This window comes from Streptomyces sp. NPDC014733 (assembly GCF_043083385.1).
Lineage (GTDB): Bacteria > Actinomycetota > Actinomycetes > Streptomycetales > Streptomycetaceae > Streptomyces.
In genome coordinates this window covers 375,851-390,248 of sequence record NZ_JBIBYO010000002.1, presented here as the reverse complement: position 1 = coordinate 390,248, position 14,398 = coordinate 375,851, and the positions used below count along the sequence as shown (strand labels likewise).

Sequence of the window (14,398 nt, the reverse complement as noted above, 5' to 3'; positions counted from 1 at the left end):
CCGGGGCGCGCGGCGTACGGTCCCGCGCCCCCGCGTCGTGCGGTTCGCCGGCGGCGCTCCCGGCGCGGCGGTCAGCGCTCCGTCAGGACGTAGTCCATGTTGCCGAAGCTGATGTGGTCACCGGGGCCCACCGGGACCTCGCCGACCACCCGGAGGCCGTTGACGCAGGTGCCGTTGGTCGAGCCGAGGTCGCGCAGCATCCAGCCGCTGCCCTCGCGGCGGAGTTCGGCGTGGTTGCGGGAGACCGTCTCGTGGTTGAGCCGCAGCCCGGCGCCGGGCGCCCGCCCTATGCTCAGCGGGATCGGCCCCGGCACCGGGAGCATCAGCTTCGGCAGCCGCTCCGTACGCCAGGCGCGGCGGATCCGCAGGTGGAACGCCGACACCCGGCCCACCACCCGCAACAGTGCGCCCTGTACCTTGCCGCGGCTCTCCAGATCGGCGGTGGCCAGGGAGAGTTCGGAATGCTGCTGCGCGGTGAGAACCAGCTCCAGCCGGCGCAGAAAGGTGTCCTGCGACAGCCGTCCCTCCGCGGCGCCCTCGCGCAGCAGATGCAGCGCACGTTCCCGGTCCGCGTCCGACGGGCGCGCCGGTCGGGCGGGGAAGTCGAGCGAAGTCATGCGCTGATTCTCCGGGGCGGGTGACCTGCTGTCCAGGCGAGGTACCCGTTCCGGCCGCCCCGGCGTGCGCACCTGACGTCGTACCGGGTCCGCCCCCGACGGCCGCGCGTACGGGGTTGCCGGGCTCGCCCCGGTACGGCCCCCGCGGGCAGCCCGGGGCAAGCCGGTACGGCGCGCCCGCCGGGCCCGACGGCGCACGGGGCGACCGGCGCGCCGGGGGCGGAGCCCGGCGGGCGGCGGCGCGCGCGGGCTCCCGCGCGCCCCCACCGTCGGCGGTGACGGAAACTGTCCCCATGCCCCTGCGTATCGCCGACCTGCTGGCCCGGGCGGACCTCGCGCTGTCCGCCGGTTACGACGTCCCTCCGCCGCTGCGGGAGCGCGCCATCGAGGCCGCGACCGTCTCCGACCTGCTGCGGCCCGGAAAGTGGCTGCAGGGCGGCGAGTTGCTGATGACCATCGGACTGCTGCTGCCGGACGACACGGACGGCTGCCGGGAGTACGTCCGCGACGTCGCCGGGGGCGGCGCCGCCTGTCTGGCGCTCGGCCTCGGGCACGACCTGCCGTACCGGGAAGCGCCCCGCCCGCTGGTCGACGCCGCGCGGGAGGCCGGGCTACCGCTGCTGACCGTCCCGGACGAGGTGCCGTTCATCGCCGTCACCAAGGCGGTCTTCGCAGCCCGGGCCGACGAGCGGCGCGCGGCGCTGCACCGGTCGTTCGCCACCCAGCGGCGGCTGACCGCCGCGGCGGTCGGCGGCGGACTGCCGACCGTGCTGCGGGAGTGGACCGCCGCCACCGGGGTGGGCGCCACCGTCCTCGACCCGCTGGGCCGCCCCCTGGCGACCGGCGCGGGCCCGGGAGACGACGTACCGCCCCCGGACGCGGCCCGCGACCTCATCGACCGGGTCGCCGCCCAAGGGCTGCGCACCAGCGCCACCAGCGCGGCCGACGGCCACCATCTGGAGGTGCAGCCGCTCGGCGCCCGGCGGCTGCGCGGCCTGCTGCTGCTCACCGGCCGCCCGGACGGCGCCGCCCGCGCCGTCGTCCCCGGCCTCGTCTCGCTGCTCTCGCTGGAGCTGGAGCGCCGGCATCTGCGGGACGAGCCGGAGCGCCGCCGCCGCTCGGCGCTGCTCACCGAACTCCTCGCCGACGCCGGGCCGACCGCCGAACGCACAGGTGACCTGCTGGTTTCGGCGGGCCTGACGGCCGGGCGGGTGCGGGGCGTCGCGGTCGAGGCGCCCGGCGGGCCGGACGGCGCGGCGCGGGCGGCGGCCGCCCAGGACCTCGCCGCCGATCTGGCGCTGGCCCTGCCCGGCGGCCTGGTGCGGGTCCGCGGCGGGGTGATCGAGGCGCTGGCCGCGGAGGAGGCCGATGTCCGCGAGGTGCTGGGGCGGTTCGCGCCGGGCCGTCCGGCCGGTATCGGGCCGGCCACCGCGCCCGTCTCCGCCCGGGTGTCGCTGCGCCAGGCCACCGGGCTGCTCGGCGTCAGCCGGGCCACCGGCGAACCGGCCGAGGCCCGCAGCTCCGGCACCAGCCGCCTGCTGCTGGACCTCGGCGACCGGCCGACGCTGCTCGGCTACGCCGACACCGTGCTGGGCCCGCTCGACCTGGACGACCACGGCGCGGAGCTGGTGGCGACGCTCACCGCGTGGCTGGAGACCGGCGGCGCCTGGGACGCCACCAGCCGCCGCCTCGGCGTCCACCGCCACACCGTCCGCAACCGCCTCGACAAGGCCATGGCCCTCACCGGCCGGCACCTCGACGACCCGGACGACCGCTTCGACCTCTGGCTCGCCACACGCATCCGCCGCGGCACCGCCCCGTAGCGCCCCGGCGGTCCCCCCCGGAACGGGAAGAAACCACCCCGCCCCGGGACGGCCGGACCGGCCCCGGAACACCGCCCGACCGGCCCCGGGAGCGCTCCGCCGGTCCGGGCCGACGCGCCCCGCCCGCACCGGGGGCCCCTTCCCTCCCCCCTCCCCCACGGTCTTTACTGCGCGGGTGACTTACGAGATCCGCGCCACGGGCCCGCTGCCCCACGCCCCCGACCGCCCCCGGCCCGCCGACGGCCCCGGCACGCCGGGCGACCGGCCCGGGAAACTCGTCGCCGTCAGCGACCTGCACGTCCGGTACGACGAGAACCGCGACATCGTCGAACAGCTGCGACCGGAGTCGGACGCGGACTGGCTGCTGGTCGCCGGGGACATCGGCGAGCAGGTAGCCGACATCCGCTGGGCCCTCGCCCTGCTCCGCGACCGCTTCGCCCAGGTGGTGTGGGTCCCCGGCAACCACGAGCTGTGGACCCCGCCCGACGACCCGGTACAGCTGCGCGGCGTCGCCCGCTACGAGCATCTGGTCGCCATCTGCCGGGAGTTGGGCGTCCTCACGCCCGAGGACCCGTACCCCGTCTGGGAGGGCGACGGCGGCCCCGCCGTCATCGCGCCGCTCTTCCTCCTCTACGACTACACGTTCCGGCCGCCGGGCACCCACGACAAGGACTCCGCGCTCGCCACCGCCCACGAGGCGGGCGTGATCTGCACCGACGAGTACCTGCTGCACCCGGATCCGTATCCGACCCGGGACGCCTGGTGCCGGGAGCGGCTCGCCCGCACCGAGGCGCGGCTGGCGGAGATCCCCGAGGAGCTGCCCACCGTCCTCGTCAACCACTTCCCGCTGGTCCGCGAGCCGCTGCGGCCGCTGCGCTACCCGGAGTTCTCCCTGTGGTGCGGCAGCGAGGCCACTGCCGACTGGCCGCGCCGCTTCCGCGCCCGGACCGTCGTCTACGGCCATCTGCACATCCCGCGCCTGCTGACCTGCGACGGCATCCCGCATCAGGAGGTGTCGCTGGGCTATCCGCGCGAATGGCGCCCGCGCGCGAAGGAGCCGGGCCGCCCGGTGCAGATCCTGCCGCCGGTCACCGCCGGGGTCCCGGCATGATCGAGAAGCTGCTGCCGCCGCCGATCGCGACCGCCGAGGCGTTCGAGGACCGGCCGCTGGACGAGATGTTCCCCGAGGAACGCGCGGCCGTGGCCCGCGCCGTCCCCTCCCGCCAGCGGGAGTTCGGCACCGTACGGGCCTGTGCCCGCGCGGCGCTCGCGACGTTCGGCGTCCCGCCGGCGCCGCTGGTGCCCGGGGCCGACCGGGCACCCCGGTGGCCGGAGGGGCTGGTCGGCGCGATGACGCACTGCACCGGCTACCGCGCCGCCGCCATCGCCCGCTCCACCGACGTCCGCTCCGTCGGCCTGGACGCGGAGCCCAACGAACCCGTCCGCGACCCCGGCGTCCTCGGCCTCATCACGCTGCCCGAGGAACGCGCCGCACTGCCCGCGCTGCAGGCGGCCCAGCCGGAGATCCACTGGGACCGGCTGATCTTCAGCGCCAAGGAGAGCGTCTACAAGGCGTGGTACCCGCTCACCGGCCGCTGGCTGGGCTTCGAGGACGCCGTCCTCACCCTCGACCCCACCGACGCGTCGTTCACCGCCCGGCTGCTGGTCGAGGGCCCCGAGATCGACGGGCAGCGGCTGACCACCTTCCACGGGGGCTGGCTGGTCGCCGACGGGCTGGTCGTGACGGCGGTGACCGTCGAACGCTGAGGCCGGGCCGGGCGCACTCCTCGGAGGCGCCCGGCCCGCACCCCGGGACGGTCAGTCCGCGTCCGGCGTCAGCCGCAGGGATATCGAGTTGATGCAGTACCGCTGGTCGGTCGGGGTCGGGTACCCCTCGCCCTCGAAGACATGGCCGAGGTGGGAGCCGCACTTCGCGCAGCGGACCTCGGTGCGGACCATGCCGTGCGAGCGGTCCTCGATCAGCTCGACCGCCGTGGAGTCCTTCGGGTCGTAGAAGGACGGCCAGCCGCAGTGGCTGGCGAACTTGGTGTCGGAGCGGAACAGCTCGGCGCCGCAGCCGCGGCAGGAGTAGACGCCCTCGGTGGTGGTGTCGGTGTACTCACCGACGAAGGCCGGCTCGGTGCCCGCCTGCCGCAGCACCTGGTACTCGCCGGGGCTCAGCTCGGCGCGCCACTGTTCATCGGGCTTGTCGATCTCGTACGGCATGGGATCTCCTCAGCTCAGCCGGCCAGGCGGGACAGGATCGCGGGGCCGAGGTCGGTGACGTCGCCCGCGCCCATGGTGAGAACAAGGTCACCGGCCTTCGCCATTCCGGCGACGGCGTCCGGGACGGCGGTGCGGTCGGCGACGGCGGTGACGTCGGCACCGGCGGCGCGCGCGGCGTCGACGATCAGGGCGCTGGTGATGCCGGCGATCGGGTCCTCGCGGGCCGGGTAGATGTCGAGGACGACGGAGGCGTCGGCGAGGGCGAGCGCCTGGCCCATCTCCTTGCCCAGCTCCTGGGTGCGGGAGAAGAGGTGCGGCTGGAAGACGACCAGGACGCGGGCGTCCTCGGCGGCGCCGCGGATGGCCTCCAGGTCGGCGGTCATCTCGGTGGGGTGGTGCGCGTAGGAGTCGATGACCTGCACACCGGCCGCCTCCCCCTTGAGCTGGAGGCGGCGCTTGACGCCGGTGTACGTGCCGAGCGCGGAGGCGAGGTTGTGCGGCGGCAGGCCCAGGGCGATCCCGGCGGCGAGGGCGGCGACGGCGTTGTGGGCGTAGTGGCTGCCGGGGACGGAGACGGTGAAGGTCAGGATCCGGCCGGTGGCCAGCGAGACGCTGACGTCGCTGGTCAGACCGCGCGGGTTGATCTTCAGGATGCGGACGTCGGCGTCCTTGGACTCGCCGTAGGTGACGACCTGGATGTCGGACTTCCCGGCGATCTTCGCGGTCAGCTCACGGGCGCCCGGGTGGTCCGCGGAGATCACCAGCGTGCCGCCGGGACGGATGCGGCCCACGAACGTCTCGAAGGACTCGTAGATCTCGTCCATCGAGGCGTAGTTGGCGTGGTGGTCCAGCTCGACGTTGAGGACGATGGCGACCTCGGGCGCGTACTTGTGGAAGCTGCGGTCGCTCTCGTCGGCCTCGGCGACGAAGATCTCGCCGGTGCCGTGCTCGGCGTTGGAGCCGGGGGCGTCGAGGTCGCCGCCGATGGCGTACGACGGCTTGAGGCCGAGCGAGGTCAGGGAGACGGCGAGCATGGAGGTGGTCGTCGTCTTGCCGTGGGTGCCGGCGACGGCGATCGGGCGGACGCCGTCCATCAGCGCGGCCAGCGCGTCGGAGCGGTGCACCACCGGGATGGAGCGCTCGCGGGCGGCGGCCAGCTCGGGGTTGTCGTCGCGGATCGCGGAGGAGACGACGACGGCGGTGGCGTCCGCGGCGAGGTGGCCGGCGGCGTGGCCGATGTGGACGGTGGCGCCCAGCTCGCGGAGGGCCGCGGCGGTCGCGGACTCCTTGGCGTCACTGCCCGCGACCCGGGCGCCGCGCTGCGCGAGGATCTTGGCGATGCCCGACATACCGGCTCCGCCGATGCCGATGAAGTGCGGTCGGTCCATCGAGGCTGGGATGGCGGCTGCCATGGGTGACTCCCTGATCGTCGCGGCTCTCGTGCTCCGGTCGATTCTCGCACCCGCCTCCGACAACGCGTGCCCGGCCGCTCCGCGCCACGGCGGCGGCCGGGCTCAGCGGCGGATCAGCCCGCGCGCCGTGGCGGCCGCCACCGCCGCCGTACGGGAGTCGACGCCGAGCTTGGCGTAGATGTGCACCAGGTGGGACTTGACGGTGGCCTGGCTGAGGAAGAGGCGCTTGCTGACCTCGGCGTTGGACAGGCCGTCGGCGACGAGCTGGAGCACCTCCGTCTCGCGGCGCGACAGGGCGACGGCGGGGTCGCGCATCCGGTCCATCAGGCGCAGCGCGACGGTCGGCGCGAGGGCCGACTTCCCGGCCGCCGCGGTGCGGACGGCGGCGGCCAGCTCTTCGGGCGGGGCGTCCTTGAGGAGGTAGCCGGTGGCGCCCGCCTCGATGGCGGCGAGGATGTCGGCGTCGGTGTCGTAGGTGGTCAGCACGAGGACGCGGGGGGCGCCGGGGCGGGCGGTGATGGCGGCGGTCGCCTGGGAGCCGCGCATCTCGCCGCCGAACCGGAGGTCCATCAGGACGACGTCGATGCCCGGCAGCGCGGCGAGGGTGACGGCCTCCTCGGCGGTGGAGACGTCGGCGACGACCGCGAAGCCCGGTTCGGTCTCCAGGACGGCGCGCAGTCCGGCCCGTACGACGGGGTGGTCGTCGGCGAGCAGCAGCCGGATCGGGGCAGGCTCGGTCACGGGGTGGTCTCCTCGCTGCGGTCCGGGGCGCCGGCGCCGCCGGGTGCGGGCGGCAGGGGCAGGGTGACGGCGACGGCGGTGCCCTCGCCGGGGGCGGATTCGACGGCGAGTGCGCCGTGCAGGGCGCGGGCGCGCGCCCGCATCGCGGCGAGGCCGAAGCCGGTGCCGTCGGCCGTGGGCGTCCCGGCGGGCGGCAGGGCACCGGGGTCGAACCCGGCGCCGTCGTCGACGACGTCCAGGGCGACCTCGGTGTCCATGTAGCTCAAGGTCAGCTCGGCGCGGCGGGCCCCGGCGTGCCGGACGGTGTTGGCCAGCGCGGACTGCGCGATGCGCAGCAGGGCGACCTCGTGCGGGGTGGGGAGTTCGGCGGGCGTCCCGGAGACATGGCAGTGCACGGCGAGGCCGGAGGCGCGGGCGGTGGTGGCGCAGAGCCGCTCCAGGGCGGCGGGCAGCGATCCGGCCTCCAGGTCGGGCGGGCTCAGTTCGCGGACGAAGCGGCGGGCCTCGGCGAGGTTGTCGACAGCGGTGGCCCGGGCGTGCACCACGTGGCCCAGTGCGGTCTCGGGGCGGGACGGCAGGGCGCGTTCGGCGGCCCGCAGCAGCAGCTGGATGCTGGACAGGCCCTGCGCCAGCGTGTCGTGGATCTCCCGGGCCAGGCGTTCGCGTTCGGCGAGCACCCCGGCGGCGTGCTCGGCGGCGGCCAGTTCGCTGCGGGTGGCGGTCAGCTCCTCGACGATCCGGCGGCGCTGTTCGCTCTCCCGGTAGAGGGCCTGGTAGCCGAGGACGACGGCGACCGCGACGGCGGCGCCCAGCACCGGCCCGATGACCGTGCCGACGCCCAGCGCCCCGGTGTGGCGGGCGAAACCGGCGACGGCGACGACCGTGGTGACGGCGACGGCGGGCAGTGCCCAGCGCGGCGCCAGCAGGTGCAGCTGGACGAAGTAGAGCGGGAAGGCGAGCCAGACGCCGTCCTGGGTGAGCACCAGCAGCACGACCCAGACGGCCGCCAGGAGCGTCAGCCACAGGGCCGCGCCACCGCTGCGCGGGCGGACGCCGGGCAGCAGCGGGCCCGCGACGTAGCAGCCGAGGAGGACGGCGGAGACGGCGATGACGGCGGGGGCGTGCGGATCGCCGTCGACGACGGCGCGGGCGGCGGCGAGCGCGAGCAGCGCCGCCACCATCAGGTGCAGGCAGCTGCGCAGCACCCGCACGGCGGGGGTCAGGGCGGGGTCGGTCACGGTTTCTCCAGATTAGGCATGGCGCCGGGGAGCGGCATCCATCGAAAGGTTGAGCGGCCGCCGCACCTTTCGATCCGGGGGAACCGCTCCCGGGCGCGATGCCCCGGGGCGCCCCGGGGCGGGACGGTGGAGCCATCCGCCGGGCAGTGGGCCCGGCCGCCGCGGAAAAAGAAGGACGGTGCCGTGTTCGTCGCCTGGAGGGATCTGAGATTCGCGAGGGGCCGGTTCGCCCTGATGGGCACGGTCATCGTGCTCATCACGGTGCTGGTCGGTCTGTTGTCGGGGCTGACGGCGGGCCTGGGCCGCGAGAACACCTCGGCGATCACCGCGCTCCCCGCCGATCACCTGGTGTTCTCGAAGCCCGCCGACGGCGGCACGGTGTCGTTCACCGACTCCCGGCTGTCGCGGAGGACCGTGGCGGACTGGTCCGCGGTGCCGGGCGTGGAGCGCGCCGAACCGCTGGGCATCGCCACCACCAAGGCCGAGGCGGGGCGGCACACCGCCGCCGTGTCGGTGTTCGGGGCCGGGCCCGGCTCGGCGCTCGTGCCCGGGGGCGCGCCGGTGGCCGGGCGCGCCGTGCTGTCGCGGAAGGCCGCCGACGAGCTGGGCCTGGCCCGCGGCGACCGGTTCACCCTCGGGGGGCGCACCGTGACGGTCGGCGCCGTGTCGGGCGCCGCGATGTACAGCCACACCCCGGTGGTCTGGACGACGCTGGACGAGTGGCGGGCGCTGCCCGGTGGCGGGGACGGGGCGACGGTGGTGGCGCTGACCGCGTCCGGCGCCGATCTGGCCGCCGCCGACACGAAGCTGGGCACCACGACGGTGACGCGGGAAGGCTCGCTCGCGGCCATCGGCTCGTACACCGCCGAGAACGGTTCCCTCCAGCTGATGCGCGGGTTCCTGTTCGTCATCTCGGCGCTGGTCATCGGCGCGTTCTTCACCGTCTGGACGATCCAGCGCAGCGGCGACGTGGCGGTGCTCAAGGCGCTCGGTGCGTCCACCGGGCTGCTGCTGAAGGACGCGCTCGGCCAGGCGGTCGTGCTGCTGGTCCTCGGGACGGGCCTGGGCGCCGCGGTCGTCGCCGGACTGGGCGCGGTCATCGGTACCGCGGTGCCGTTCGTCCTCACGCCGTCGACCGTGCTGCTGCCCGCGCTGATCATGATCGCGCTGGGAGCCGCCGGCGCCGCCCTCGCCATCCGCCGCATCACGTCCGTGGACCCGCTGACCGCCCTGGGAAGTGCCCGATGAGCCTCGAACTGACCGATGTCACGTTGACCTACCCGGACGGCGACGCCCGGCTGACCGCGCTGGACCGCGTCTCGCTGACCGTTCCGGCCGGATCCCTGACGGCGGTGATCGGGCCGTCGGGCTCGGGCAAGTCCAGTCTGCTGGCGGTGGCCGCGACGCTGATCACACCGGACAGCGGCCGGGTGGCGCTCGCCGGGCGGGACACCACCGGGCTGGGCCGCGCCGCGCTGACGGCGCTGCGCCGCACCACCGTCGGCACCGTCTTCCAGCAGCCGAACCTGCTGCCGTCGCTGACCGCCGCCGAACAGCTCCAGGTCATGGCCCACCTCGACGGCCGTCCGGCGCGCGCCGCGCGGCAGCGGGCGCGGGAGCTGCTGGCCGCCGTCGGGCTGGAGGGCGCGGCGGAGAAGCGGCCGCACCAGCTCTCCGGCGGTCAGCGTCAGCGCGTCAACATCGCGCGGGCGCTGATGAACGACCCGGCCGTCCTGCTGGTGGACGAGCCGACCAGCGCCCTCGACCATGCGCGCGGCGCGGCGGTGCTGGAGCTGCTGACCACACTCACCCACCGGCGCGGTACGGCGACGGTGCTGGTCACGCACGACCGGTCGCATCTGACGGCGGTCGACGCGGTCGTCGAGGTGGCGGACGGGCGGCTCACTCCTGCGTCCGGGGCGGATCTTCCGGGGCGTGCGAGAACAGTTTGAGGACCGGTACGCCGACCTTGTGGCGGGCGCGGGAGGCCCAGTCGCGGTGGAAGAACTCCTCCACGAAGTGGGGGGTGGTCAGCACGATCACCTCGTCCGCGCCCGTCTCGTCGACGATCTCGCGCAGCCGGTCCAGCGGATGCCGCTCGGCGACCTGCCCGGTGGCCTCGGCGCCGGTGGCGCGCAGCGCCGCGAGGGTGTGCGCCAGCGCGCGTTCGGCCGGTGCGTCCGCCGCGTCGCCCTCCGGCTCCTCGCCCTCGCGCACGGCGTCGTCGAACTCGCCCAGGGCGACGTCGTCGATGGCCCGCAGCAGCAGGTCCTGTGCGCCGCGCGGCTGCATGAGGACGACGAACGAGACCGGGTCGTCGCCGTGCAGCGTGGTGACGAAATCGACGTCGGCGGGCGTCAGAGGCTTCTCGATCATCAATACGCTCGTGAACACGACGGACGCCCTTCTTCTCTTCTCCCGGGCACCGCATGCCGCGGCACCCCACAGAAACCATCCTGCCCCCGCCGTCACACGGGGGTTCCGTTGGCTCTAAGTGTGCCCAAAGGAAGCTAAGCGGAACGGGTAATTCCGCTGATTGTCAGCTTCGACGGTATCGGGTGAACAGGAACCCGGCCTCCTCCAGGACGGACGCCAGGGCGAACCGCTCCGGAACGGCGACCGACGGGCCGCCCATGATCCGCGGCGCATCGCCCACCGCGACGACCGGTGCCAGCGACAGACACACCTCGTCCAGCACCCCGGCGGCGGCGAACTGCCCCAGCAGCGACGGCCCGCCCTCGGTCAGCAGCCGCCGGTGCCCCCGCGCGGCCAGCACCGCCGGGACCCGCGCCGGATCGACGCCCTGTCCCTCACCCGCGAACAGCACCTCCGCCCCGGCCGCCCGCGCCGCGGCCACCCGCTCCGCCGGGGCGCCGGCGCCGGTGACGACGAGCGTGGGCACCAGCGGCCCGGTGAACAGCGGCAGGGTGAAGTCCAGGCCCAGCCCGGCGGTCACCACGGCGACGGCGGGCGCCGGGCCCTGTCCGGCGGCGGCCCGGCGCGCGGCGAACGCCTCCCGGGCGCGGGCCGGCCGGTACCCCTCCTGACGAACCGTTTCCGCGCCGACCACCACCGCATCGGCGAGCGCCCGCAGCACCCCGAAGATCCGCATGTCGGCCGGGCTGGAGAGCGGCTGCGAACGGCCGCCGTGGTGCGCCGCCCCATCCAGCGAGGCCACCATGTTGGCGCGCAGCCAGCCCGGCCGGCCGGCGCGCAGCGGATCGTCCTCGGCCGGGTACGCGTAGGCGTCCGCCAGCTCGTCCAGCGCCCACTCGCGGTCGGCGGCGGCGTCCGGGCCGGGCGGCGCCACGGCCGGGTCCGGGCGGGTGGGGGCAGGGGCGGGGAGGGGGTACAGGCGTCGCATGGGCCGCAGTGTGACATGGCTCGCCCGGCGGCCCGCGCCCCACCACGGAGCGACTAGGCTGGAGCGCTGTGTCGTCTTCCCAGCCCTCGTCCTCTCCCTCCGCGCCGATAGCCGCATCGCCGGACGGCGCCGACGCCGCGCCCGCCGCGCTGGCCTCCCGCGCCCCGCACGTCCCCGCCGACCGGCTGGTCGCCGAGATGGTGCCGCCGCCGCGCTTCCAGGGCGCCCGCTTCGACACCTACATCCCGGACCCGAACCAGCCCAGCCAGGCCGAGGCCGTGACGGTGCTCGGCACCTTCGCCGCGGGCATCGGCGGCGGCGCCTCGGCCGTCGGCGGCAGGCGCCGCTGGTTCGCGAAGAAGCCCGCCGCCCCCAAGGGCCCGCGCGGCGTCTACCTGGACGGCGGCTACGGCGTCGGCAAGACCCACCTGCTGGCCTCCCTGTGGCACGCCACCGACGCCCCGCCCGAGCGCAAGGCGTTCGGCACCTTCGTCGAGCTGACCAACCTGGTCGGCGCGCTCGGCTTCCAGGAGACCGTCCGCACCCTCGGCGACCACCGCCTGCTGTGCATCGACGAGTTCGAGCTGGACGACCCCGGCGACACGGTGCTGGTCTCCAGTCTGCTGTCCCGGCTGGTGGAGTCCGGTGTGGCGCTGGCCGCGACCTCCAACACGCTGCCCGGCAAGCTCGGCGAGGGCCGCTTCGCCGCCGCCGACTTCCTCCGCGAGATCCAGGGCCTGAGCGCCCACTTCCGGCCGCTGCGCATCGACGGCGAGGACTACCGCCACCGCGGTCTGCCCGAGGCGCCCGCCCCGTACGACGACGAGACCGTCACCCGGACCGCGTACCGCACCCCGGGCGCCTCGCTCGACGACTTCCCCTCCCTTCTGGAGCATCTGTCGAAGGTGCACCCGAGCCGCTACGGCGCGATGTGCGACGGCATCCAGGCGGTCTGCCTCACCGATGTACAGGCCGTGCCGGACCAGTCGACCGCACTGCGCCTGGTGGTCCTCGCCGACCGGCTCTACGACCGTGAGGTGCCCGTGGTCACCTCCGGCAAGGCGTTCGACGAGCTGTTCAGCGAGGAGATGCTGCGCGGCGGCTACCGCAAGAAGTACTTCCGCGCGATCTCCCGCCTCACCGCCCTGGCCCGCGACGCGGGCCCGCTGGTCACCGGCGTGTAGCGCACCCACCGGCGGGGCGCCGTGCCCCGCCGGCGCCCCGCACCGGGACCGTCAGCCCCGGCGGGCGGCGAGGTGGCAGACGGCGGCCACCGCCGCGGCGGATATCGGTATCGCCGCGGCGAGCGGCAGCCACGGCATCGCCGCCGTACCGCTCACCGAGCCCGCCACCAGGCCCCGGACCACCGCGCCGGCCGGGGAGAGCGCCGGGACGACCAGCAGGACGCAGCCGAGCAGCCCGGCGCAGACCGGCCACGCGGTGCCGTGCAGCATCGGCCGGTTGCACACCGCCCCGACCGCGGTGCCCAGCAGCAGACAGACCACGGCGGCCGCCAGCCCGCAGGCCGTCGCCGGCAGCAGCGCCACGGTGACCTGGTGGTCGTTGGAGCGGGGATCGGAGAAGAGCGCGACGAACGCCGTCCCCGCGAGCGCGGGCGGCAGCGCGGCGAGGGCCGCCGTCACCACCGCCGCGAGATGCGCCCGCGCCGGGCCCGCCGCGGCGGCGACACAACTACGGGCGGCGGGCGGCTCGTTGGTCACACAGACCCGGGTCAGCCAGACCGTCAGCGGCAGCAGCGCCGCCGCGGCGAACCCGAAGGCGTCGAGCACCGGGCTGCCCGTCCCGACGCCGACGACCAGGAACCCGGCGTACAGCAGCATCGGCGGCAGCCAGCGGTGCGAGCCGGCCAGCAGGGCCGCCTGGTAGCGCAGCAGGGCGATCACCGGCGGCCTCCTTCCACGCCTGCCGGAGGGGTGACGGCGGGGAAGGCGGGGCTTGTCGTGGCCGGACCGGTCGTGCCGGAAGAGGCGGGTCCCGCGGAGGCCGGACCGGTCGTGACCGGGGAGGCGGAGCCCACCGGAGCGGCACCGGACCCCGCCGCCTCACCACCCGGCTCTCCCACCTCGGCTGCGTCGCCGCCCGGCGGCCGCTCCGGCGGTGGCTCCGCCGGGGCCGTCACCGTCCGGATGTGCCAGGGCGGACGGGCCGTCAGCAGGGCCCGCAGCAGCGCGTCGGAGGACGCGGCGGAGACCGTCAGCCGGACCGTGCCGTCCGGCTCCCGCACGCTCCCGGGCCGCCCCGGCAGCTCCTCGGGCAGCTCCGTACCGGCGCCGGGCGGCTCGGCGCGGACCGTCACCCGGGGCCCGGCCGCCGCGGGGCGGGCGGCCGCGTCCGCGGGCGGCGGCGCGGGGCGCAGCTGTCCGTCGGCGATGCGGTGACAGGCGTCTGCGGCACCGGCCAGCCGGCGGGGATCGTGGTCGACGAAGAGGACCGTCGCGCCGTCGGCCACCCGCTCGGCGACCGCGCGGTCCAACTCACCGCGGGCCGCGGTGTCCAGCCCCGTCCACGCCTCGTCCAGAACGAGCAACTCCGGTGCGGCGAGCAGCGCCTGGGCGACCGCCACCTTCTGGCTGGTGCCCTTCGACAGCGCGGACAGCGGCGTACCGGCATGCCCCGCGGCGCCGAACCGCTCCAGCCACACCCCGGCCGCCCGGGCCGCCGCCGGGCCGCGCAGTCCGTGCACCCGGCCCAGGTGGGTGAGGTACCCGAGGGCCGTGAACGGCAGTGCGGGCGGGAAGCGTTCGGGGACGTACGCGGTACGGGGCCGGCCGCGGATCCGGCCCGTGGTGGGCCGGTCGATCCCGGCGCACAGCCGCAGCAGGGTCGACTTCCCGCTGCCGTTGGCCCCCTCGATCCGTACCAGCGCGCGCTCCGGCAGATCGAGGTCCACCCCGCGCACCACCCACGGCCCGCGTACTCCGTACCTCCGGCCGACGCCGTCCAGTCGCATCTCTCC

At 75.7% G+C, this 14,398-nt stretch carries 15 protein-coding genes; 6 read left to right on the top strand and 9 right to left on the bottom strand.

The window, feature by feature from the left end; all coding sequences use genetic code 11:
* Positions 1 to 71: 71 nt before the first annotated feature.
* Positions 72 to 617: an FHA domain-containing protein gene (locus ACF1BH_RS06460; protein ID WP_391641272.1), complete on the bottom strand. Its 546-nt coding sequence runs from the start codon at positions 615 to 617 to the stop codon at positions 72 to 74.
* A 293-nt stretch (positions 618 to 910) separates the two neighbouring features.
* Here ACF1BH_RS06460 and ACF1BH_RS06455 point away from each other — a divergent pair, with 293 nt between their 5' ends.
* The 3 genes from ACF1BH_RS06455 (at position 911) to ACF1BH_RS06445 (ending at position 4,207) form a co-directional block, all read left to right on the top strand.
* Positions 911 to 2,440: a PucR family transcriptional regulator gene (locus tag ACF1BH_RS06455; RefSeq protein WP_391641271.1), complete on the top strand. Its 1,530-nt coding sequence runs from the start codon at positions 911 to 913 to the stop codon at positions 2,438 to 2,440.
* Positions 2,441 to 2,615: 175 nt separating this feature from the next.
* On the top strand, positions 2,616 to 3,551 hold the full coding sequence (locus ACF1BH_RS06450) for a metallophosphoesterase family protein (protein WP_391641270.1): 936 nt from the start codon (positions 2,616 to 2,618) through the stop codon (positions 3,549 to 3,551).
* Positions 3,548 to 4,207 carry a 4'-phosphopantetheinyl transferase gene (locus ACF1BH_RS06445; RefSeq protein ID WP_391641269.1) on the top strand — a complete coding sequence of 220 codons (660 nt, stop codon included), beginning with the start codon at positions 3,548 to 3,550 and terminating at the stop codon, positions 4,205 to 4,207. Before ACF1BH_RS06450 ends, ACF1BH_RS06445 begins: the two co-directional genes overlap by 4 nt.
* Positions 4,208 to 4,258: 51 nt before the next feature.
* Here the strand turns inward: ACF1BH_RS06445 and msrB are convergent, their stop codons facing one another.
* From msrB to ACF1BH_RS06425, 4 genes are all read right to left on the bottom strand, one after another.
* A complete protein-coding gene (msrB, locus tag ACF1BH_RS06440; RefSeq protein ID WP_391641268.1) occupies positions 4,259 to 4,666 on the bottom strand; it encodes a peptide-methionine (R)-S-oxide reductase MsrB in 408 nt (135 codons plus the stop codon).
* A 14-nt stretch (positions 4,667 to 4,680) separates the two neighbouring features.
* Positions 4,681 to 6,078, bottom strand: coding sequence for a UDP-N-acetylmuramate--L-alanine ligase (murC, locus tag ACF1BH_RS06435; RefSeq protein ID WP_391641267.1), 1,398 nt, complete (start codon positions 6,076 to 6,078; stop codon positions 4,681 to 4,683).
* A 102-nt stretch (positions 6,079 to 6,180) separates the two neighbouring features.
* Positions 6,181 to 6,819: a response regulator gene (locus ACF1BH_RS06430; RefSeq protein ID WP_391641266.1), complete on the bottom strand. Its 639-nt coding sequence runs from the start codon at positions 6,817 to 6,819 to the stop codon at positions 6,181 to 6,183.
* On the bottom strand, positions 6,816 to 8,000 hold the full coding sequence (locus ACF1BH_RS06425) for a sensor histidine kinase (RefSeq protein ID WP_391641609.1): 1,185 nt from the start codon (positions 7,998 to 8,000) through the stop codon (positions 6,816 to 6,818). The genes ACF1BH_RS06430 and ACF1BH_RS06425 overlap by 4 nt, the downstream gene beginning before the upstream one ends.
* 240 nt (positions 8,001 to 8,240) lie before the next feature.
* Between ACF1BH_RS06425 and ACF1BH_RS06420 the strand changes: the two genes are divergently transcribed.
* Positions 8,241 to 9,305: an ABC transporter permease gene (locus ACF1BH_RS06420; RefSeq protein WP_391641265.1), complete on the top strand. Its 1,065-nt coding sequence runs from the start codon at positions 8,241 to 8,243 to the stop codon at positions 9,303 to 9,305.
* Entirely contained in the window at positions 9,302 to 10,009 is a 708-nt protein-coding gene (locus tag ACF1BH_RS06415) for an ABC transporter ATP-binding protein (protein WP_391641264.1), read from the top strand. The genes ACF1BH_RS06420 and ACF1BH_RS06415 overlap by 4 nt, the downstream gene beginning before the upstream one ends.
* Here the strand turns inward: ACF1BH_RS06415 and ACF1BH_RS06410 are convergent.
* Together ACF1BH_RS06410 and ACF1BH_RS06405 are read right to left on the bottom strand one after the other, a co-directional pair.
* On the bottom strand, positions 9,960 to 10,433 hold the full coding sequence (locus ACF1BH_RS06410) for an indole-3-glycerol phosphate synthase (RefSeq protein ID WP_391641263.1): 474 nt from the start codon (positions 10,431 to 10,433) through the stop codon (positions 9,960 to 9,962). The two genes, ACF1BH_RS06415 and ACF1BH_RS06410, sit on opposite strands and share 50 nt — an antisense overlap.
* A 163-nt stretch (positions 10,434 to 10,596) precedes the next feature.
* Positions 10,597 to 11,421 carry a dihydrofolate reductase family protein gene (locus ACF1BH_RS06405; protein WP_391641262.1) on the bottom strand — a complete coding sequence of 275 codons (825 nt, stop codon included), beginning with the start codon at positions 11,419 to 11,421 and terminating at the stop codon, positions 10,597 to 10,599.
* Between the two features lie 68 nt (positions 11,422 to 11,489).
* Between ACF1BH_RS06405 and zapE the strand changes: the two genes are divergently transcribed.
* The gene (zapE, locus tag ACF1BH_RS06400) at positions 11,490 to 12,605 is read left to right on the top strand and encodes a cell division protein ZapE (protein ID WP_391641261.1); all 1,116 of its coding nucleotides are present in this window, start codon (positions 11,490 to 11,492) and stop codon (positions 12,603 to 12,605) included.
* A 51-nt stretch (positions 12,606 to 12,656) separates the two neighbouring features.
* On the opposite strand, the gene ACF1BH_RS06395 is transcribed toward zapE, so the two are convergent.
* Together ACF1BH_RS06395 and ACF1BH_RS06390 are read right to left on the bottom strand one after the other, a co-directional pair.
* Positions 12,657 to 13,325 carry an ABC transporter gene (locus ACF1BH_RS06395; protein WP_391641260.1) on the bottom strand — a complete coding sequence of 223 codons (669 nt, stop codon included), beginning with the start codon at positions 13,323 to 13,325 and terminating at the stop codon, positions 12,657 to 12,659.
* Positions 13,322 to 14,392, bottom strand: a complete 1,071-nt coding sequence (locus ACF1BH_RS06390) for an ATP-binding cassette domain-containing protein (protein ID WP_391641259.1) — start codon at positions 14,390 to 14,392, stop codon at positions 13,322 to 13,324. The genes ACF1BH_RS06395 and ACF1BH_RS06390 overlap by 4 nt, the downstream gene beginning before the upstream one ends.
* Between the last annotated feature and the right edge of the window lie 6 nt (positions 14,393 to 14,398).